19 protein-coding genes are annotated in these 17,759 nt (G+C 66.4%); 11 read left to right on the forward strand and 8 right to left on the reverse strand.

Annotation, left to right across the window (positions count from 1 at the left end):
* The first annotated feature begins 30 nt into the window (after positions 1 to 30).
* The 5 genes from U5760_RS04665 (at position 31) to U5760_RS04685 (ending at position 5,356) form a co-directional block, all read left to right on the forward strand.
* Positions 31 to 747: a C39 family peptidase gene (locus U5760_RS04665; protein ID WP_322009900.1), complete on the forward strand. Its 717-nt coding sequence runs from the start codon at positions 31 to 33 to the stop codon at positions 745 to 747.
* Positions 748 to 762: 15 nt separating this feature from the next.
* On the forward strand, positions 763 to 1,593 hold the full coding sequence (locus U5760_RS04670; RefSeq protein WP_322009902.1) for a peptidase C39: 831 nt from the start codon (positions 763 to 765) through the stop codon (positions 1,591 to 1,593).
* 141 nt (positions 1,594 to 1,734) lie between these two features.
* On the forward strand, positions 1,735 to 3,210 hold the full coding sequence (locus U5760_RS04675) for a hypothetical protein (protein WP_415914044.1): 1,476 nt from the start codon (positions 1,735 to 1,737) through the stop codon (positions 3,208 to 3,210).
* 15 nt (positions 3,211 to 3,225) lie between these two features.
* Complete coding sequence (locus U5760_RS04680) at positions 3,226 to 4,776, forward strand: sigma-54 dependent transcriptional regulator (RefSeq protein ID WP_322009905.1); 1,551 nt, start codon at positions 3,226 to 3,228, stop codon at positions 4,774 to 4,776.
* An 82-nt stretch (positions 4,777 to 4,858) separates the two neighbouring features.
* On the forward strand, positions 4,859 to 5,356 hold the full coding sequence (locus tag U5760_RS04685; RefSeq protein WP_322010044.1) for a dihydrofolate reductase: 498 nt from the start codon (positions 4,859 to 4,861) through the stop codon (positions 5,354 to 5,356).
* Positions 5,357 to 5,450: 94 nt separating this feature from the next.
* On the opposite strand, the gene pmbA is transcribed toward U5760_RS04685, so the two are convergent.
* On the reverse strand, positions 5,451 to 6,821 hold the full coding sequence (pmbA, locus tag U5760_RS04690) for a metalloprotease PmbA (protein ID WP_322009906.1): 1,371 nt from the start codon (positions 6,819 to 6,821) through the stop codon (positions 5,451 to 5,453).
* A 264-nt stretch (positions 6,822 to 7,085) separates the two neighbouring features.
* Here pmbA and yjgA point away from each other — a divergent pair, with 264 nt between their 5' ends.
* Both yjgA and mog read left to right on the forward strand, forming a co-directional pair.
* Positions 7,086 to 7,694 (forward strand): ribosome biogenesis factor YjgA, encoded by a 609-nt coding sequence (yjgA, locus tag U5760_RS04695; RefSeq protein ID WP_322009908.1) that lies wholly within the window; start codon positions 7,086 to 7,088, stop codon positions 7,692 to 7,694.
* Complete coding sequence (mog, locus tag U5760_RS04700; RefSeq protein WP_322009909.1) at positions 7,681 to 8,304, forward strand: molybdopterin adenylyltransferase; 624 nt, start codon at positions 7,681 to 7,683, stop codon at positions 8,302 to 8,304. Before yjgA ends, mog begins: the two co-directional genes overlap by 14 nt.
* A gap of 57 nt (positions 8,305 to 8,361) precedes the next feature.
* Here the strand turns inward: mog and orn are convergent, their stop codons facing one another.
* The gene (orn, locus tag U5760_RS04705; protein WP_322009911.1) at positions 8,362 to 8,988 is read right to left on the reverse strand and encodes an oligoribonuclease; all 627 of its coding nucleotides are present in this window, start codon (positions 8,986 to 8,988) and stop codon (positions 8,362 to 8,364) included.
* A gap of 121 nt (positions 8,989 to 9,109) precedes the next feature.
* Here orn and U5760_RS04710 point away from each other — a divergent pair, with 121 nt between their 5' ends.
* Genes U5760_RS04710 through U5760_RS04720 form a run of 3 tightly spaced genes read left to right on the forward strand, consistent with a single transcriptional unit; the run spans position 9,110 to position 11,713 of the window.
* A complete protein-coding gene (locus U5760_RS04710; protein ID WP_322009912.1) occupies positions 9,110 to 10,381 on the forward strand; it encodes a M48 family metallopeptidase in 1,272 nt (423 codons plus the stop codon).
* Positions 10,378 to 11,376, forward strand: a complete 999-nt coding sequence (rsgA, locus tag U5760_RS04715) for a ribosome small subunit-dependent GTPase A (protein ID WP_322009913.1) — start codon at positions 10,378 to 10,380, stop codon at positions 11,374 to 11,376. Before U5760_RS04710 ends, rsgA begins: the two co-directional genes overlap by 4 nt.
* Before the next feature lie 13 nt (positions 11,377 to 11,389).
* Positions 11,390 to 11,713 carry a DUF2007 domain-containing protein gene (locus tag U5760_RS04720; RefSeq protein ID WP_322009914.1) on the forward strand — a complete coding sequence of 108 codons (324 nt, stop codon included), beginning with the start codon at positions 11,390 to 11,392 and terminating at the stop codon, positions 11,711 to 11,713.
* A gap of 96 nt (positions 11,714 to 11,809) precedes the next feature.
* On the opposite strand, the gene U5760_RS04725 is transcribed toward U5760_RS04720, so the two are convergent.
* The 6 genes from U5760_RS04725 to rpsP all read right to left on the reverse strand — a co-directional run bounded on the left by U5760_RS04725 (position 11,810) and on the right by rpsP (position 16,315).
* Entirely contained in the window at positions 11,810 to 12,748 is a 939-nt protein-coding gene (locus tag U5760_RS04725) for a CobD/CbiB family protein (RefSeq protein WP_322009915.1), read from the reverse strand.
* 137 nt (positions 12,749 to 12,885) lie between these two features.
* Positions 12,886 to 13,593, reverse strand: a complete 708-nt coding sequence (locus U5760_RS04730) for a CoA pyrophosphatase (protein ID WP_322009916.1) — start codon at positions 13,591 to 13,593, stop codon at positions 12,886 to 12,888.
* 188 nt (positions 13,594 to 13,781) lie between these two features.
* Positions 13,782 to 14,177 carry a 50S ribosomal protein L19 gene (gene rplS, locus U5760_RS04735; RefSeq protein ID WP_322009918.1) on the reverse strand — a complete coding sequence of 132 codons (396 nt, stop codon included), beginning with the start codon at positions 14,175 to 14,177 and terminating at the stop codon, positions 13,782 to 13,784.
* Positions 14,178 to 14,342: 165 nt separating this feature from the next.
* A complete protein-coding gene (gene trmD / locus U5760_RS04740; RefSeq protein WP_322009919.1) occupies positions 14,343 to 15,110 on the reverse strand; it encodes a tRNA (guanosine(37)-N1)-methyltransferase TrmD in 768 nt (255 codons plus the stop codon).
* Positions 15,111 to 15,162: 52 nt separating this feature from the next.
* The gene (rimM, locus tag U5760_RS04745) at positions 15,163 to 15,930 is read right to left on the reverse strand and encodes a ribosome maturation factor RimM (RefSeq protein ID WP_322009921.1); all 768 of its coding nucleotides are present in this window, start codon (positions 15,928 to 15,930) and stop codon (positions 15,163 to 15,165) included.
* A gap of 130 nt (positions 15,931 to 16,060) precedes the next feature.
* On the reverse strand, positions 16,061 to 16,315 hold the full coding sequence (gene rpsP / locus U5760_RS04750) for a 30S ribosomal protein S16 (protein ID WP_027795319.1): 255 nt from the start codon (positions 16,313 to 16,315) through the stop codon (positions 16,061 to 16,063).
* A gap of 107 nt (positions 16,316 to 16,422) precedes the next feature.
* Here rpsP and U5760_RS04755 point away from each other — a divergent pair, with 107 nt between their 5' ends.
* Complete coding sequence (locus U5760_RS04755; protein ID WP_322009923.1) at positions 16,423 to 17,679, forward strand: PQQ-dependent sugar dehydrogenase; 1,257 nt, start codon at positions 16,423 to 16,425, stop codon at positions 17,677 to 17,679.
* Positions 17,680 to 17,759 lie beyond the last annotated feature (80 nt).

A 17,759-nucleotide genomic window follows, 5' to 3' on the forward strand; every position in this document is an offset into this window, starting at 1 on the left:
GGCCGGCGCGACCTCAAGCAGGAGACCACCATGCCCGGGCTCGACCGCTTCCCGGCGTCGAAAGCGTGTGTCATTGCGTTCGCAACAGCTTGCGCGTTGTGTGCGCCAGCCCACGCACAATCCGTGCTCGATGCGACTAACCTCATTGGCGTGCCGGTGAAGCTGCCGATACGCTCGATGAAGGAGATCCGCTACTCCGGCATAGTCACCCAGCAATTCGACTATAGCTGCGGTGCAGCAGCACTCGCGACGCTCCTCAAGGACGGCTACGGCATCGACATCCCCGAGGTGGAACTGATCCGCCGCATGATGGTGTACTCGACGCCGGAGGTTGTGGTGAAGAACGGCTTCTCGATGCTCGACATGAAGAAGTTCGTCGAAACGATCGGCCTGCGCGGGCGCGGCTTCCGCGTCAACGCCGACGCGCTTTACCACCTGCAGATTCCCGTGCTCGTGCTGATGAACATCGACGGCTACGAGCATTTCGTGATCGTGAAGCATGCCGAGAACGGCCGCGTGTTCCTCGCCGACCCCGCTCTGGGCAATCGCATCGTGTCCGAGGACGACTTCGCAAAGACCTGGAACGGTCTCGTCTTCGCCGTGCTCGGCAAGCCCTTCAGGGAGGATTCGCCTTTACTGCAGAACAACGAGTCGCTCGCGCTCAAGCTGCGCGCCAGTGCATTGACGAACGGCACCGCGGCGACCCCCTTTGTCGATTACGGCCTTGAAAAAGCCGTATGGTTCTGATGTCACAGTCCAGCCATGAAACGCAACCTCTCAAAGTATGGCGTCACGGCAGCGCTCGTTGCGCTCGCCTGCAGCCATGCGAGCGGTGCGCCTGTCGCCGGAAGCATCGAAGCCCAGACGTTGCCGCCCTTCCTCTCGGCCGGCGCCGCCGCGCAACAGAGCATTCAGTGCCAGCCCGTCGATGACGACGTGCTCTCTCACCAGACCGGCAAGTATGCCGGCAGCGACATGATTTCCGGGTTCGTTCTGAACCTGCTTTCTGAATGGCAATTGCCCAATGGCGCGACGGCCGTCGCGCAAGGCGCCCTCAGCGTCGCGCAAAACACTTCCAACCAGCTGAGCGCCCAGGTCCAGACCTATGCCAACGTGGTGGGCGGCAACAACCCCCATAACAGCGGCGCCAATCCCAACGCGAGCGCGACGGGCGGCCAGAACGTGGCCGTCAACGGTATCTCGCAGGTCACGCAGGTCGCCGGCAACGGCAACGTCGGCGTCAACGGCGCGACCATCGACTACAGCAACAACGCCCAGCAACTCGCCAACATTGCGGGCGCCAGCAACCAGTCGAGTGCATTTGCAACGAATGCGAACGGCAACATAACCGCGGGCATCACGTTCGCCAATAACAGCATCAACGTGTCGGTGCAGACACCTGCCGGCATCGCGACGCAGAGCATCGTGCCGGGCAGTGCGCAACAGGCCGGCGCGATCGCCCAGTTGCTCCAGATCGCAGGCAATAACCAGCAGGTCTCCAATCAACTGGCGTTGAGTCTGCAGACGCAGCAGATGAACGCCGCCATGATCCGGCAGACCGGCGTACTACAGGCGCTGCGCAACATCCACTAAGGAGGAGACACCGGCGCGGGCGAGAGACCCGCAGGCAGTGAGTACGGCAGCATCAACGAAGCATGGTTGTAAGCGGGCGCCAAGCCGGAGAGACCGGCACGCGCCCGTCTGAAAACCCGGGGGGATACAAGAATGAACACGATGAAGAGGTCGGGCAAGCCGCGCCTGAAGCTCGCGGCTATACCCGCAGCCGCCATGCTGTTCGCGCTCGCGCAGTCGGTGGGCGCGCAGGAGCTTCAGAACCAGTCGATCGAGGACCGCCTGAATACGCTCATGCGGGTGGTCGACGAGCAGCAAAAGCAGATCCAGTCGCTCGAGCGCCAGGTCACGAATCTGGAGATGTCGCAACGCGGACGCGGCCTGCCGGGCGCGGGCGCGCCCGACGCCGCCTCCGACGCGGCCGTGGCCGAGCAGCCCGGCGCGGACGGCCTGCCCGTCCCGCTGCCGCCGCTCGCCCAGGCGCTGCCGGGCGCCACCGCGCCGGGCTCGCTCACGGGCACGGCCACGGGCGTGCCCGTCAACCCGCCTTCGCCCGACGCCGGGCAGACCAATGGCGCCACCGGCGGCTCGGCCTCGAGCGGCCCGCAGCAGGGCGCGCCCGTGGGCGTGAACCCCGCGAACCCCACGGTCGGCGAAACGCAGAAAGCGGCCCAGCCGGCCCGCACCGACGCCGAGCAGGCCGTCGTGCAGCGCGAGGAAGCGCCGCTCTTCGACCACAAGCTCACGCTCGACTGGGGGATCAGCGATACCTACTACGACCGGCGCCAGCTGCAGCTCTCGGGCTTCCTCGCGCTCGATGCGATCTTCCTCGGCAACATCAACCTCGGCGAGACCAAGTCTCACCAGCTGATGGCCGACCTCGACGTGCGCTACGGCCTCACCGACCGGATCAGCGTCGACGTGGACGTGCCCTACATCTACCGGCACAGCACCTTCATCGTGGGCGGCGCGGGCGGCGCCGCGAGCACGCTCTCCGACGCCTCGGCCAATTCGAGCGACATCGGCGACGTGAACTTCGGGGTCTACTACCAGTTCCTGAAGGAAACCAACAACCTGCCCGACGTGGTCGGCAGCCTGCGCGTGAAGAGCGACACCGGCAGCTCGCCATTCGGCATCAAGGTGCAGCAGGTGGACGGCGACAACACCAACCTCGTCGCGCCCGACAAGCTGCCCTCCGGCACCGGCTTCTGGAACGTGACGGCCGGGCTCTCGGTGCTGAAGACCTACGACCCGGTCGTGCTGTTCGGCAGCTTCTCGTACACGTACAACATTTCGCGCTCGTTCGCCGACATCTCGTCGGTGGTCGGGCAGACCGAACCCGCCGACGTGAAACTCGGCGACATCATCCAGTTCGGCGGCGGCGTCGCACTCGCGTTCTCGGACAAGGACTCGGCCAGCATCTCCTATACCATGGCGATCGAACCGGAGTCCAAGACCAAGTCGCCGGGCGGCGCCTGGACCGGCGTGCCCGGCAGCCAGACCACCGCTTCGACGCTGAACTTCGGTCTGAATCACGTGGTGAACAAACACCTGACGATCAACGGCGCGGTTGCGGTGGGCCTCACGCCCGACGCGCCGAACTTCGTCGTCGGTGTGCGTTTCCCCTATACCTTCTGATCCATGAGGTCGATCGTGCGCGAAACCTCTCACCTGAGCGCTACCGTGACGCCTTTCGCCGGGGCGGGCCAGCGGCTTTCCGTGGCGCCGCCGCCGGAGGCGGCCGCACCGCTCGCCGGACCCGACGCGTCCGGCGAATCCAGCGAATCCGGGGTGCGGCCCGCCGCGGAACCCGAACGCACCCTGCTCTATCTCGCCCGCACGCCGGACCCGGCGCTCGTCGCCTACCTGAAGAGCCGCGGCTGGGATCTCGCGATGGCGCGCACGGCGCACGAAGCCTCGCGCATCGTGAAGCCCGATACCGCGTGTGCCGGCATCGTCGATCTCACCGGCTTCGCGCCGCGCGACTTCGGCGGCATCGAGGCGGTGCTGCGGCTGCAGCAGGTGGGCTGGATCGCGCTCACCGACACGGCGCGCCTCACCGACCCCGAAGTGCGGCGGCTGATCCGCCACTTCTGCTTCGACTATGTCCATCTGCCCGTCACGAACGCCACGCTCGACTACCTCGTGGGCCACGCGTTCGGCATGGTGGTGCTGTGCGATCTCGACGCGCCCGCGGCCCCCACGGCCGCGAACCACGACGAAGACGAGATGGTGGGCACCTGCGAAGCGATGCAGCAGCTCTTTCGCACGATCCGCAAGGTGGCGAACACCGACGCCACCGTGTTCATCTCCGGCGAGTCGGGCACCGGCAAGGAGCTGACCGCGCTCGCGATCCACGAGCGCTCGCAGCGGCGCAAGTCGTCGTTCGTGCCGATCAACTGCGGCGCGATCCCGCATCATCTTCTGCAATCCGAACTGTTCGGCTACGAGCGCGGCGCGTTCACGGGCGCGAACCAGCGCAAGATCGGGCGCGTGGAAGCCGCCAACGGCGGCACGCTCTTTCTCGACGAAATCGGCGACCTGCCGATGGAAAGCCAGGCGAGCCTCTTGCGCTTTCTCCAGGAAGGCAAGATCGAGCGCCTCGGCGGCCACGAGCAGATTCCCGTGGACGTGCGCATCATTTCGGCCACCCACGTCGATCTCGAAGCAGCGATGCGCGAAGGACGCTTCCGCGCCGACCTGTTCCACCGCCTGTGCGTGCTGCGCGTGGACGAGCCGCCGCTGCGCGCGCGCGGCAAGGACATCGAAATCCTCGCGCATCACGTGCTGCACAAGTTCAAGATGGACAGCTCGCGCAAGATCCGCGGCTTCACGCCCGACGCGATCGAGGCCATGTACAACTACAACTGGCCCGGCAACGTGCGCGAGCTCATCAACCGCGTGCGGCGCGCCATCGTGATGGCCGAAAGCAAGCTGATCGCAGCCGAGGATCTCGACCTCGCGCAGTTCACCGAACAGCAGACCGTGACGCTCGCGCAGGCCCGCGAGGCGGCCGAAAAGCGTGCCATCGAGGCGGCGCTGCTGCGCCACCGCCACCGTCTCACCGAGGCGGCCGCGGACCTCGGCATCTCGCGCGTGACGCTGTATCGGCTGATGGGCACCCACGGGCTGCGCGACGAGAAGACGATCTTCGTGGGCGAGGCGGAGAACCAGCCGGAGCCGCCGGTCGAGAATCAGGAGTAGCGCCGGGTGGGCGGGGTGCCGCGAAGCCGGATGAGCGGCGTCGGGTAGAATCGGGCGGATGACCTCCACTTCGACTCACTCGATGACGACGCTCACCCTGATCGTCGCGCGCGCCCGCAACGGCGTGATCGGCCGCGACAACGCCCTGCCCTGGCGCCTGCCCGAGGACCTCGCGTTCTTCAAGCGCACGACCATGGGCGCGCCCATCGTGATGGGCCGCAAGACCCATCAGTCGATCGGCCGCGCGCTGCCCGGGCGCCGCAACATCGTCGTGACGCGCGACGCCACAAAACGCTTTCCCGGCTGCGACACGGCCACGAGCCTCGACGAAGCGCTCGCGCTCGCGGCGCAGGATCAGGCACCCGAGGCCTTTCTGATCGGCGGCGCCCAGCTCTACGAAGAAGGGCTCGCGCTCGCGCACAAGCTCATCGTGACGGAAATTTCCGCCGACTTCGAAGGCGACGCCCACTTCCCCGCCCCCGATCCCGCGCACTGGCGCGAGAGCTCGCGCGAAACGCTGCACGCGCATGCGCCGAACGATTTCGACTTCGCCTTCGTGACCTACGAACGGCGCGACTAGCTTTTCCTCCCGCAGATGCGACAACGGCACGCAAAAGCGTGCCGTTGTCGTTCATGGCGATGTTGCAGCCCGCAAGCTGCAACAGAATCGTGCGTTACTGCCCTGCCACCGTCATGCGCTCGATGAGCACCGAGCCGGTTTGCCGCGTGCCGCGCGCGAGCGTATCGGCACCCACCGCGACGATGTGGCGGAACATCTCCTGCAGGGTGGAGGCCACCGTGATCTCCTCCACCGGGTACTGGATCTTGCCGTTCTCCACCCAGAAGCCCGAGGCGCCGCGCGAATAGTCGCCCGTCACGAAGTTCACGCCCTGCCCCATCAGCTCGGTCAGCAAGAGACCCGTGCCGAGCTTCTTGAGCATCGCTTCGAAGTCGTCGCCGGGCTGCGTGAGCGAGCTCTTCAGTTGCAGGTTGTGCGAGCCGCCGGCGTTGCCGGTGGTCTGCATGCCGAGCTTGCGCGCCGAATACGACGAGAGGAAATAGCCCTGCACGACGCCGTCCTTCACGACTTCGCGGCGATGCGTGCGCACGCCCTCTTCGTCGAACGGCGCGCTGCCCGCGGCGCGCGGCACGTGCGGGTCCTCGACGATCTGGATATGCGGTGCGAACACCGGCTTGCCGAGGCTATCGACGAGGAACGAGGTCTTGCGATAGAGCGCGCCGCCGCTCGTGGCCTGCACGAACGCGCCGAGAATCCCCGCCGCGAGCGGCGCCTCGAACAGCACCGGCACCTTGCGCGTGTCGAGTCCGCGGGCGTTCAGGCGCGAGAGCGCGCGCTCGGCGGCGTAGCGGCCCACAGCCTCGGGCGAGGCCAGCTCGCTCGCGCTGCGCCGCGAGGTGTACCAGTCGTCGCGCTGCATGTTGCGGCCCACGCCTGCGATCGGCGCGCACGAGATGTAGTGGCGCGAGTACGGATAACCGTGCAGGAAGCCGCCCGACGTTGCGAGCACGAACTGCGAATGCTGGGCGGAAACGCTCGCGCCTTCCGAATTCTTCACGCGCGGGTCGGTCGCGAACGCGGCGTCTTCGGCGCGGCGCGCGATCTCCACGGCCTCCTCGGCCGAGAGATTCCACGGGTGATAGAGGTCGAGGTCGCGCGGCGTCGTCTCGAGCAGGTCGCGCTCGGCGAGGCCGGCGCAGTCGTCGTCGGCGGTGAAGCGCGCGATGTTGTAGGCGGCCGCCACCGTGTCCTTGAGCGCCTCGCGCGAAAAGTCCGAGGTGCTCGCATTGCCGCGCTTGTTGCCGATATAGACGGTCACGCCGACCATCTTGTCGCGGTTGTGTTCGATGGTCTCGACTTCGCCGCGCCGCACGGACACAGAAAGGCCGTCGCCTTCGGAGATTTCCGTTGCCGCGTCGCTCGCACCGAGCGCCTTCGCGTGACGGAGGATGTCCGACGCGATCTCCTTCAGTTCGTCCTGGGTGTGCGGGAAAAAGCGCTGCCGGGCTTCGATGTCTGCTGCCATTGTCGTTACGGTCCGGTTCCGGGCCTCGCGGGCCCTCTGGTGACGTGTCGTGTATCGGATGAGTCGCCTCGTGGGCGCATCCCGCGATCATAGCAAGGTATGAGCCCGCGCACCGGACTGGGGTTTGTCCGGCCCGCGGGGTGCCCGGCCCGTCCCCATCGGCCACCCCACCGGCCGTCCTCACCGGCCATCCCCATCGCCCGCCGGATCGCGCCCGGACGCCTGCGCCCGGCGCCGGCGTGTGCGCACGCTACAATATCGCCCATGAAACGCAAAACCCGCATTCAACCGATGAACGAGGCCGCTGCCGACCAGGACGACAACGGCTACGATCGCCCGAGCAAATCGCAGCTCAAACGCGAAATGACCGCGCTCCAGGAACTGGGCACGGCGCTCGTCGAGCTGCCCAAGGACGCGCTCAAGCGCATGCCGATGACCGAGGACCTCTCGGACGCCGTCCACGAGGCGCGCCGCATCACCGACCACGAAGGCAAGCGCCGCCAGCTCCAGTACGTGGGCCGCATGATGCGCGGCCTGACCGAAGACGAAGTCGCCGCGCTGCGCACCGCGTTCGAGGAGTACCGGGGCGTGAACAAGGCCGCCACGGCGCGCCTGCACTGGATCGAGCGCACGCGCGAAAAGCTGCTCGCCGACGACGCCGCGCTCACCGAGTTCCTGCGCCAATATCCCGCCGCCGACGTCCAGGAAGGCCGCACGCTGATCCGCAACGTGCGCCGCGAGCAGCAGCAGGGGCGCCCGCCGAAGTATTTCCGCGAACTGTTCCAGTGGATCAAGACCGTGAGCGGCAGCCCGGACGACGAGGCCGAGCCCGCCCACGACGCGAGCGAGGACGAGGATCATGACGAAGCCTGAGCGCGCCCACCCGGATGAACTGGTCATCGGCCTCGTATCGGTCAGCGACCGCGCCACGGCCGGCGTGTACGAGGACAAGGGCATTCCGGCACTCGAGGCGTGGCTGGGTCTCGCGCTCAAATCGCCGTGGCGCGCGGAAACGCGCCTGATCCACGACGACGCGGCCACGATCTCGGCCACGCTCACCGCCCTCGTGGACGGCCTCGGCTGCGACCTCGTGCTGACCACGGGCGGCACCGGCCCCGCACGCCGCGACGTGACGCCCGAGGCCACGCTCGCGGTGGCGACAAAGGAAATGCCGGGATTCGGCGAGCAGATGCGCCAGATCAGCCTGAATTTCGTGCCGACCGCGATCCTCTCGCGCCAGGTCGCGGTGATCCGCGAAACCGCGGATCACGCCGCGCTGATCGTCAATCTGCCGGGACAGCCGAAATCGATCAAGGAAACGCTGGAAGGCCTGCGCGACGAAACCGGCGCCGTGAAGGTGCCGGGCATCTTCGCGGCGGTGCCGTACTGCATCGACCTGATCGGCGGCCCGTATATCGAAACCGATCCGGATGTCGTGACGGCGTTCCGGCCGAAGAGCGCGCAGCGGCCGCCGCGTGCGTGAGACGCGACGCAGGCAGGGCGCCCGGCGCCCTGCCCGATCGAGATCGGGAAGCGCAGCTTATTGCGCCGCTTCCCCTGTCGGCGCCTGGCTCGCGGCCGGCACGAGGAAATGCTCGCGGTAGTACTTGAGTTCGTCGATCGACTCGTGGATATCGGCCAGCGCCGTGTGCATGGCGCGCTTCTGGAAGCCCTTGTAGATGGCCGGCTGCCAGCGGCGGCACAGCTCCTTGAGGGTGCTCACGTCGAGATTGCGATAGTGGAAGAAGCGCTCGAGCGTGGGCATCCAGCGCGCCATGAAGCGGCGGTCCTGGCAGATCGAGTTGCCGCACATCGGCGATTTGCCCGGCGGCACGTATTGCGAAAGGAACGCCAGCAATTGCTCGGTAGCGCTCTCCTCGGTCACCGTCGACGCGCGCACGCGCTCGATCAGCCCCGAGCGGCCGTGCGTGTTGCGGTTCCATTCGTCCATGCGATCGAGTTCCGCCTCCGGCTGATGGATCGCCAGCACCGGGCCTTCCACCAGCTTGTCGAGATTCGAATTCGTCACCACCACGGCGATTTCGATGATCCGGTCGCTGTCGGGGTCGAGCCCCGTCATTTCCATGTCGAGCCAGATCAGGTTCATGTCGGTGCGTTCGAGCGCCGGCGCCTGGCCGGCCGTCGTAGCGGAAGTAATGTCAGTCATGGAAGCAACCCGGATACGGTGAGGACGCGGTTCTGGCACGGCAACGCCCGATTCTGGCGAGTTGCGGCCGACCCGCCGACAAGAACATATAATTGTCGCATAGATACCACGGACCCCACGGATGGCTAATTTGTCCCCCGCGCTTACCTTCAGCGCCCTCTTCGTGATCGCAGTGATCGCCATGGTCGCGACCAAACTGTGGCTCGCCTCGCGCCAGACCCGCTTCGTCGCCGCCCACCGCGGCGCCGTGCCCGCGCAGTTCGCGGCCACGATCCCGCTGGCCGCCCACCAGCGCGCCGCCGACTACACCGTCGCGCGCACCCGCCTTGGCATGATCGAGATCGTGCTCTCCGCGGTCGTGCTGATCGCGCTCACGCTGCTAGGCGGCGTGCAGGCGCTCGATCTCGGGCTCTCCGACTGGCTCGGGCGCGACTATGTCGGCCAGATCGCGCTGATCGGCGCCGTGCTCGCCATCAGCGGCATCGTGGAGCTGCCGCTCGACTACTACCGCCAGTTCGTGATCGAAGAGCGCTTCGGTTTTAACCGCATGACGAAGCGCATTTTCTTCGCGGATCGCATCAAGGGCCTGCTGATCGGCGCGGCCTTCGGCATTCCGCTCCTGTTCGTCGTGCTCTGGCTCATGAAGCAGGCCGGCAGCCTCTGGTGGCTGTGGACCTGGGGCGTGTGGGTGGGCTTCCAGATGCTCGTGCTGGTGCTCTACCCCACCTTCATCGCGCCGCTCTTCAACAAGTTCGAGCCGCTCAAGGACGAAGCCCTGCGCTCGCGCATCGAGGCGCTCATGCAGCGCTGCGGTTTCGCGGCCAAGGGCCTTTTCGTGATGGACGGCAGCCGCCGCTCCGCGCACGGCAATGCCTATTTCACGGGCTTTGGCGCCGCCAAGCGCATCGTGTTCTTCGACACCCTGCTCGCGCGCCTCTCCAGCAGCGAGATCGAAGCCGTGCTCGCGCACGAGCTCGGCCACTTCAAGCGCCGCCATGTGATCAAGCGCATGCTCGTGACCTTCGCGATCAGCCTCGCGTTGCTCGCACTGCTCGGCTGGCTCTCGCAATGCGTGTGGTTCTACGAAGGGCTCGGCGTGCGACCCTCGCTGCTCGGCGGCAACGAAGGGCTCGCGCTCGTGCTGTTCTTCATCGCCGTGCCGGTGTTCCTCTTCTTCGTCACACCGCTCGGCAGTCTAAGCTCGCGCAAGCACGAATTCGAGGCCGACGCCTTCGCGGCCACGCAGACCGACGCGCAGCAGCTCGTCAACGCACTCGTGAAGCTTTACGAGGACAACGCCTCGACGCTCACGCCCGATCCGCTCTATACGGCGTTCTACTATTCGCATCCGCCGGCTTCGCAGCGGATCGACCGCCTGCTCGCGCACGCATGAACCGGCGCGCAACGAAGGGGACCGCGAAAGGCACCTCCCCGGCGGGCTCGTCGCGCTCGGCGGGCGAGACGCTGCAGGGGATCGTGATCGCCGCGCACGGCCGCCACTACCTCGTCGCCCCCGAAGGCGGCGGTGCGCCGCTGCAGTGTTTTCCGCGCGGCAAGAAGAGCGAGGTGGCCGTGGGCGACCGCGTCGAGTATCAATCGACCTCGGCCGACCAGGGCGTGATCGTCGCGATCGGCGAGCGGCGCAACCTGCTCTACCGCTCCGACCAGTTCAAGTCGAAGCTCTTCGCGGCGAACCTCGATCAGCTCCTGATCGTGCTCGCCACCGAGCCGCACTTCAGCGAAGACCTGCTCGGCCGCGCGCTCGTGGCCGCCGAAGCGAACGGCCTGAAGCCCCTCATCGTGCTCAACAAGATCGACGTGGAAGCCGCGTTGCCGCTCGCGCGCGAGCGGCTCGAACGCTACCGCGCGCTCGGCTACACGGTGCTCGAGCTTTCCGTGAAGGGGCAGCCGGAGGCCGCGCGCGAAGCGCTCGCCGGGCATCTGCACGGCCATTCGACGATCCTGCTGGGCCAGTCGGGCATGGGGAAATCGACGCTCGTGAACCTGCTGATTCCCGACGCCGAAGCGGCCACGCGCGAGATCTCGACGGCGCTCAACAGCGGCCGCCACACCACCACGTTCACGCGGCTCTACAGGCTGCCGGGGGATAGCCCCGAGGACGACGTCAAAGAAGGGACCGAAGCGGGCGCGCTGATCGATTCGCCGGGCTTCCAGGAATTCGGCCTCTATCACCTCACGGAAGGCAAGCTCGAACGCGCGTTCCCCGAGTTCCGGCCGCTCCTCGCCCACTGCCGCTTCTACAACTGCCATCACCTGCACGAGCCGGGCTGCGCGATTCTCGCAGCCGTGGAAGACGGGCGCATTGCGCCGGAGCGCCACGCGCTCTATGCCCAGTTGATGCACGAGATCAGCCAGATCGTGCGCTAGAGGCGCTCACACCATGCTCAGGCTCGTGCGCGCTCCGAATCTGCTGGTCGCCCAGCACTGGATGAACATCCTCGCCACGGCCGGCGTGCCGTGCGAGTTGCACAACCGCTATCTGAGCGGCGCGATGGGCGAGATTCCGGCCGAGCAGTGCGCGCCGGAACTGTGGCTCGTGGACGAACGCGACGAGAAACTGGCGCTGCGCCTGATCGACGAGGCGCGCAGCGGGCCGCCGGCCGGCGCACCCGCCTGGCACTGCCCGGCGTGCGGCGAGACGCTGGAGGCACAGTTCACGGTGTGCTGGCAGTGCGGGCGGGAACGCGACATCCGCGACGAGTGAAAACGCGACGGCGAACGCACCCAAGCAGAAGGCCCGCTCTTTCGAGCGGGCCTTCTGCTTTGGTGTCGGAAACGCGTGGAATGCCCTGCCGGCCGATCAGAACCACACGGCGATGGTGAGCATGAGCAGCAGGATCATCCACAGGATCACGGCACGCCAGACGAGGCCCACAGCCGATTGCAGCGTCCGCGGCGTGCAGTCGTCGCCGACCGTGTACGGGCCGCCCTCGCCGGGCGTGGCGAGCGCGTCGAGGCTGGACGGCTCGGCGAGCGGGCCCGAGAGCCGCGCGCCCAGTGCACCGCTGCCGGCCGCGAGCAGCACGCCTTCGTTGGTGTCGGGCCACTGGTTCGCGTGGTTGCGCCAGGCGTAGATCGCGTCCTCGAAATTGCCGACGATGGCAAAGCCCAGCGACGTGAGCCGCGCCGGCACCCAGTCGATCACGAAAAACACGTGCTGCGCGAAATTCGAGAACAGTTCGCTGCGCTCGTCGGCGGGCCGCGACCATTCGCGCGCCAGATATTCGGAGAGGCGGTACAGCACGGCGCCGGCTGGGCCGATCGGCACGAGGAACCAGAAGAACACGCCGAACACGTGACGGTGCGACGCCACCACGGCATGAATCAGCGTGTGGCGCACGATTTCGCTCACGGGCATGTCGGTCGTGTCGAGACCGGTCCATTCGCGCAGGATTTCGCGGGCGCGCGGCACGTCGTCGTTGTTCAGCGCGAGGTGGATATCGGTGAAGTAATGGCTGAACTGCCGGAAACCGAGCGTGAAGTAGACCACCACCACGTTCCACAGGAACGCCAGCACGAAACTGATGTGATAGAGCACGTAATAGACGAGCGCCGTGGCGAGCGTCCAGGGCAGCACGACCACGAGCCAGGCGATGAGGCCGTGTTTCTTCTTGCCCGCGTCGAAGCCGTGCGCGGCCCATTCCGCATTGAGGCGCACGAGCCCCATCACGGGGTTGTTCGGCGAAAGCGCCCGCACCTGTTCGATGACGAGAGCCAGCAATACGGAAAAGAAGGTCATGCGACGCGCCGTGCGATGCTTGGATTGGAAAATTGCTGCAAAGATATCACAGGGCCAGATGTGCCAGCGCACCGGGCGGCAAACGCACAACACTGCCGCGCATAGACGTATCGGCGCGCTTGCCTTTGCGGCTGCCGTCAGGCCAGCAAAAAGCGGTAGAAATTGCGCAGCATGGCCGCCGTCGCACCCCAGATGAAATGCGTGCCGCCAGTGCCACCGGCGCCACCCGTGCCCCGGTCCGGGGCGGCCGGATAGGGCATGGCGAAAAAGCGTCGCTCTCCGCCCTCCCAGCGGAACACGCGCACCTGATGATGCGCCGGGTTCATGAGGAAGCTGAGCGGGACTTCGAAGATCTCGGCCACTTCGAGCGTATCGGCGTGCAAGTTGAACGGCTCGTGCACGAGACCCACCACCGGGGTCACGCGAAAACCCGTGCCGGTCAGATACTCGGGCAGCGCACCCAGCACCTCCACGCGCGCGGGGTCGAGATGTACCTCTTCGTGCGCCTCGCGCAGCGCTGCGGCGACGGGCGTCGCGTCCGAAGGCTCGCGGCTGCCGCCGGGGAAGCTCACCTGCCCCGCGTGGTTGCTGAGGTTGTCGGCGCGCTGCGTGAGCAGCACGGTCAGGCCCGCTTCGCGCATGGCGAGCGGCACCAGCACCGCGGCTTCGCGCGGATCGCGCAAGTCGGCAAGACGGGGGTCCTGGGGCTCGGGGTCCCACGGCAGACGCGTTTCGAAGCGCGCGCGCAGGCCATCCGGGGTGAGCCGCTCGGCGGCAACCAGCGGCAGACTGGCACCTGTCGATTCGATCGGCAGGCTTTCGGGTTCAAAAACTGGACGGATCAACGGATCTCTCGAATCACACGCACACGCTCGGGTGCGAATCTTGCCGGCTGCGTCCTCGCTGTCGTCGCCTCCGCTGGGGACTGCCGGCAAACGACCGGTGCCGGACGCACGGACACGGCCTGGTTAGAGCGACATTTTGCGTCCAAAACAAAAAAAGCACCCCGAAGGGTGCTTTTTTCTTACAGCTTTTACGCCTGCTCGACCGGAGCGGCTGCGCGGTCTTTCGACACCAGCTTTTCCTTGATACGAGCCTTCTTGCCCGACAGGTTGCGCAGGTAGTACAGCTTCGCGCGACGGACGTCACCGCGACGCTTCACGACGATGCTGGCGAGCAGCGGCGAGTACGTCTGGAACGTACGCTCGACGCCTTCACCCGACGAGATCTTGCGCACGATGAACGACGAGTTCAGACCGCGGTTACGCTTTGCGATCACGACGCCTTCGTATGCCTGAACGCGCTTGCGGTTACCTTCAACCACGTTCACGTTGACGATCACCGTGTCGCCCGGGGCGAATTCGGGGATGGTCTTCTCGCCCAGCACGCGCTGGATTTCTTCCTGCTCGAGTTTTTCGATCAGATTCATTGACTGACTCCGTAAGCCATCATGTCGGCGTTCGTACCTGCGCCGGGATTCGCTGCAAGCAATCCTGGCAACTACGGCCCCGATAGAGGATGGATTCACAACTGGCGCCGTTCACGCATGAAGCGGCACCGCCTTGGGCGCCTCGCGGCGCACCCGCCCGAAGCCTTACGCTTCGTCCGGACCCTTCGCGAGACTAGCGAGCCATGCCTCGTCGGCACGGCTCAACATCTTGTTCTTCCTGGCCCGCTCGATCAGATCGGGCCGTTTGTTCCACGTATTGCGCAGCGCCTCGCGGCGACGCCACTGCTCGATTTCCGCGTGATGACCGCCCAGCAGCACATCGGGTACGCGCACGCCGTCGTATTCCTCGGGCCGCGTGTAGTGCGGGCAGTCGAGCAAGCCGTCGACAAAGCTGTCCTGCACGGCCGACAGCGCGTCGTTCAACACGCCCGGCAACAGTCGCACCACGGCGTCCATCAAGGCCATGGCAGGCAACTCGCCCCCCGAGAGCACGAAGTCGCCGAGGCTGACTTCTTCGTCCACGTAGCGGTCAACCAGACGCTGGTCGATCGCTTCGTAGCGCCCGCACAGAATCACGAAACCAGGCTCCTGCGCGAACTGCACGGCGCGCTCGTGCGTGAGCGGCTTGCCTTGCGGCGACATCAGCAGCACGCGCGGCGCGGCCACGCCGGCTTGCGCCTGGGCGGCCTTCGCCGCCCCGACCGCCGCTTCGAGCGGCCTCGCCAGCATCACCATGCCGGGGCCGCCGCCGTAGGGGCGATCGTCGATCGTGCGGTAGTTGTCAGTCGTGAAATCGCGTGGATTCCACGTGCGCAGCGCGTAGCGCTCCTGCTTCGCCGCCCGGCTGGTGATGCCCCAGTCGGTCAGCGCGCGGAACATCTCGGGAAAGAGCGTCACGACATCGAACTGCATCGCTCTCTCCGTTCAGCGAATCAGGTATGAGCGCGGCAACACCAGCACGCGCTCAGTAATCGGCTTCCCAATCGACGACGATACGCTTCGCCGCCAGGTCCACCGTTTTGACGTACACGCCGACGAACGGGATCAACCGTTCACCGGTGGCGGGCTGGCCGTCCTTGCCTGTCGAGGGATACTCGACGCGCAAGACCGACTGCGCGCTGTTGTCGATCAGGTCGGCGACCTTGCCGAGTTCGACGCCCGCCTCGTTGACGACATCCAGACCCATCAGATCGACCCAGTAATACTCGTCGGCCTTCAGGGCAGGAAAATCGGCACGGCTCACGTAAATGCGCGAACCACGCAGCCGCTCAGCGGCGTCGCGGTCGTCCACGCCCGCCAGCTGCGCGACGACGCTGTCGCCGTGCACCTTTGCGGCAATGCACTGCGTGGACTGACGCTGCTGGATTTCGCGACCGCCGCGGCCCTTGAGGAGCCACCAGCGCTTCGCCGCCAGCAAGGCGCTGCCGCCTTGCGCGTGCGGGGCAACCTTCACCCAGCCCTTGAGGCCATAGGCTTCGATCACGGCGCCGACTTCGACGGCGTCGACAGGAAAACTCGCCTCGGTTTCGGGGCGCAGGCCTTCGACGCTCTGCGCCACGGCTTTCGGCGCACCTACGGCGCTCTCGCGCGCAGGCTTGCGCACGAACGCGCCGAACGACGGTGCGGCACGACGGCCGGCTGCGCCCTCGGCCTCGACGGCCGCGCTCTGGCGCGGCTTGTCGGCCGCCGGAGCTTGTGCCGGCGGCAAACCGGCTTTCGGGTCGTCATGCATCGGCGAACCTCACAGCCCGTTCGTGCAGCCACGCCCCATGCACACGGATCACACTCGCGCACATACGGCTAAAAACAGACAATCGACCCAAAATCGACAAAAGACGCGCACCACGACTCAAGCCAGAGGCTTAAGCAGCGGGCGTTGCCTTTTGCGATTCCTTCACGAGACGCTCGACGGCCGGCGACAGCTGTGCGCCCACGCCTTGCCAGTACGTCACGCGATCTTGCGCGATACGCAGCGTTTCGCCCTTCGTAGCGACCGGGTTGTAGAAACCCACGCGCTCGATGAAACGGCCGTCGCGACGGTTGCGCGAGTCGGTTGCGACGATGTTGTAGAACGGGCGCTTCTTCGAGCCGCCGCGTGCCAGACGGATGATGACCATACTAGAATCCTTGAAAACCGGGGTTCAGAAACACTGAAACATGCGATTATAGCCCGAAACCAAAGCCATAACAAACACTTAACTGGAAATCTGGAAGGGGCGGTGCGATGAATGGCGATCGACCGGTAGCGCAAAAGACGGCACAGGGCCGCGTGGCGCGGGCTTGCACCTTGTTGCCGCGGCTTTTGGGACAGGTGCGGCGGCGCGCCGGGAAGGGTTGTTGCCGGACACGGGCCCGGCCCCCTTATTGGTACAGGATCGTTGTCGCTGTCCTCCTCGCGTTCGCCACACTCGCCGCCCCGCTCGCCCGTGCGGCGCTCCCCATCGAGCGTATCCAGCTGCCCCCGGGCTTTCACATCGAAGTGCTCTCGGACGACGTCCCCGCCGCCCGCGAAATGGCGCTCTCGCCAAAAGGCGTCCTGTACCTCGGCAGCATGGACGGCCACGTCTACGCGCTGGAGCTGCGCGACGGCAAGCTCGTGCGCAAACACGTGATCGCCTCGGGGCTGGAGATGCCGGTCGGGGTGGCCTGGCGCGACGGTTCGCTCTACGTCTCCGCGGTTTCGTCGATCCTGCGCTACGACGCCATCGACACCCATCTCGACAACCCGCCTAAAGCCGTCGTGGTGACGAACACGCTGCCCGCCGACCGCCATCACGGCTGGAAATTCATCGCCTTCGGCCCGGACGGCAAGCTCTACGTGCCACAGGGTGCGCCCTGCAACGTCTGTCTGCCGGCCAACGACCCGCAGCGCACGCGCTACGCCATGATCGGCCGCATGGATCCGGACGGCAGCCACTACGAAACCATCGCGCGCGGCGTGCGCAACACGGTGGGTTTCGCCTGGCATCCGCAAACGCACGAACTGTGGTTCACCGACAACGGCCGCGACCTCATGGGCGACGACGTCCCCGACGACAAGCTCAACCGCCTCGCCCACGTGGGTCTCGACTTCGGCTTCCCGTATTGCCACGGCGGCGACGTGGCCGATCCCGAGTTCGGCGCGGGGCACCCGTGCGGCGACTTCACGCCACCCGTCGCGAAGCTGGGCGCGCACGTCGCCTCGCTCGGCATGCGCTTCTATACCGGCACGATGTTTCCGCCCGAATACCGCAACAGCATCTTCATCGCCGAGCACGGCTCCTGGAACCGCAGCAAGAAAGTGGGCTACCGCGTGGTGCGGATCACCGCGAATCCGGACGGCACGAACGTCCATCAGGAGGTATTCGCACAAGGCTGGCTCAACCCCGACGACACCGAATGGGGCCGCCCCGACGACGTCCAGCTGCTCCCCGACGGATCGCTCCTCATCAGCGACGACTACGCGGGTGCGATCTACCGCGTGACCTGGACGCAGCCCTAGACGGCGTGCGAACATTCACCGCGGCCGCTTTCCAGCATAGCCATACAGCGCTGCCCGGGGCGCGCCGCGCGACGTACAAT

This window comes from Paraburkholderia sp. J12, from assembly GCF_905220215.1.
GTDB lineage: Bacteria > Pseudomonadota > Gammaproteobacteria > Burkholderiales > Burkholderiaceae > Paraburkholderia.

Bases quoted from the DNA above. Each gene is read 5' to 3' on its own strand.
- U5760_RS04725 (WP_322009915.1), bottom strand. From the start codon at position 12,748: ATGACCTTCTTTTCCGTATTGCTGGCTCTCGTCATCGAACAGGTGCGG.
- trmD (WP_322009919.1), bottom strand. From the start codon at position 15,110: ATGCAGTTCGATGTCGTGACGCTCTTTCCCGAGATGTTCCGCGCGCTG.
- rsgA (WP_322009913.1), top strand. From the start codon at position 10,378: ATGAACCGGCGCGCAACGAAGGGGACCGCGAAAGGCACCTCCCCGGCG.
- U5760_RS04720 (WP_322009914.1), top strand. From the start codon at position 11,390: ATGCTCAGGCTCGTGCGCGCTCCGAATCTGCTGGTCGCCCAGCACTGG.
- yjgA (WP_322009908.1), top strand. From the start codon at position 7,086: ATGAAACGCAAAACCCGCATTCAACCGATGAACGAGGCCGCTGCCGAC.
- U5760_RS04675 (WP_415914044.1), top strand. From the start codon at position 1,735: ATGAAGAGGTCGGGCAAGCCGCGCCTGAAGCTCGCGGCTATACCCGCA.
- U5760_RS04665 (WP_322009900.1), top strand. From the start codon at position 31: ATGCCCGGGCTCGACCGCTTCCCGGCGTCGAAAGCGTGTGTCATTGCG.
- U5760_RS04685 (WP_322010044.1), top strand. From the start codon at position 4,859: ATGACGACGCTCACCCTGATCGTCGCGCGCGCCCGCAACGGCGTGATC.
- U5760_RS04710 (WP_322009912.1), top strand. From the start codon at position 9,110: ATGGCTAATTTGTCCCCCGCGCTTACCTTCAGCGCCCTCTTCGTGATC.
- rpsP (WP_027795319.1), bottom strand. From the start codon at position 16,315: ATGGTCATCATCCGTCTGGCACGCGGCGGCTCGAAGAAGCGCCCGTTC.
- rplS (WP_322009918.1), bottom strand. From the start codon at position 14,177: ATGAATCTGATCGAAAAACTCGAGCAGGAAGAAATCCAGCGCGTGCTG.
- mog (WP_322009909.1), top strand. From the start codon at position 7,681: ATGACGAAGCCTGAGCGCGCCCACCCGGATGAACTGGTCATCGGCCTC.
- U5760_RS04670 (WP_322009902.1), top strand. From the start codon at position 763: ATGAAACGCAACCTCTCAAAGTATGGCGTCACGGCAGCGCTCGTTGCG.
- pmbA (WP_322009906.1), bottom strand. From the start codon at position 6,821: ATGGCAGCAGACATCGAAGCCCGGCAGCGCTTTTTCCCGCACACCCAG.
- orn (WP_322009911.1), bottom strand. From the start codon at position 8,988: ATGACTGACATTACTTCCGCTACGACGGCCGGCCAGGCGCCGGCGCTC.
- U5760_RS04755 (WP_322009923.1), top strand. From the start codon at position 16,423: ATGAATGGCGATCGACCGGTAGCGCAAAAGACGGCACAGGGCCGCGTG.
- rimM (WP_322009921.1), bottom strand. From the start codon at position 15,930: ATGCATGACGACCCGAAAGCCGGTTTGCCGCCGGCACAAGCTCCGGCG.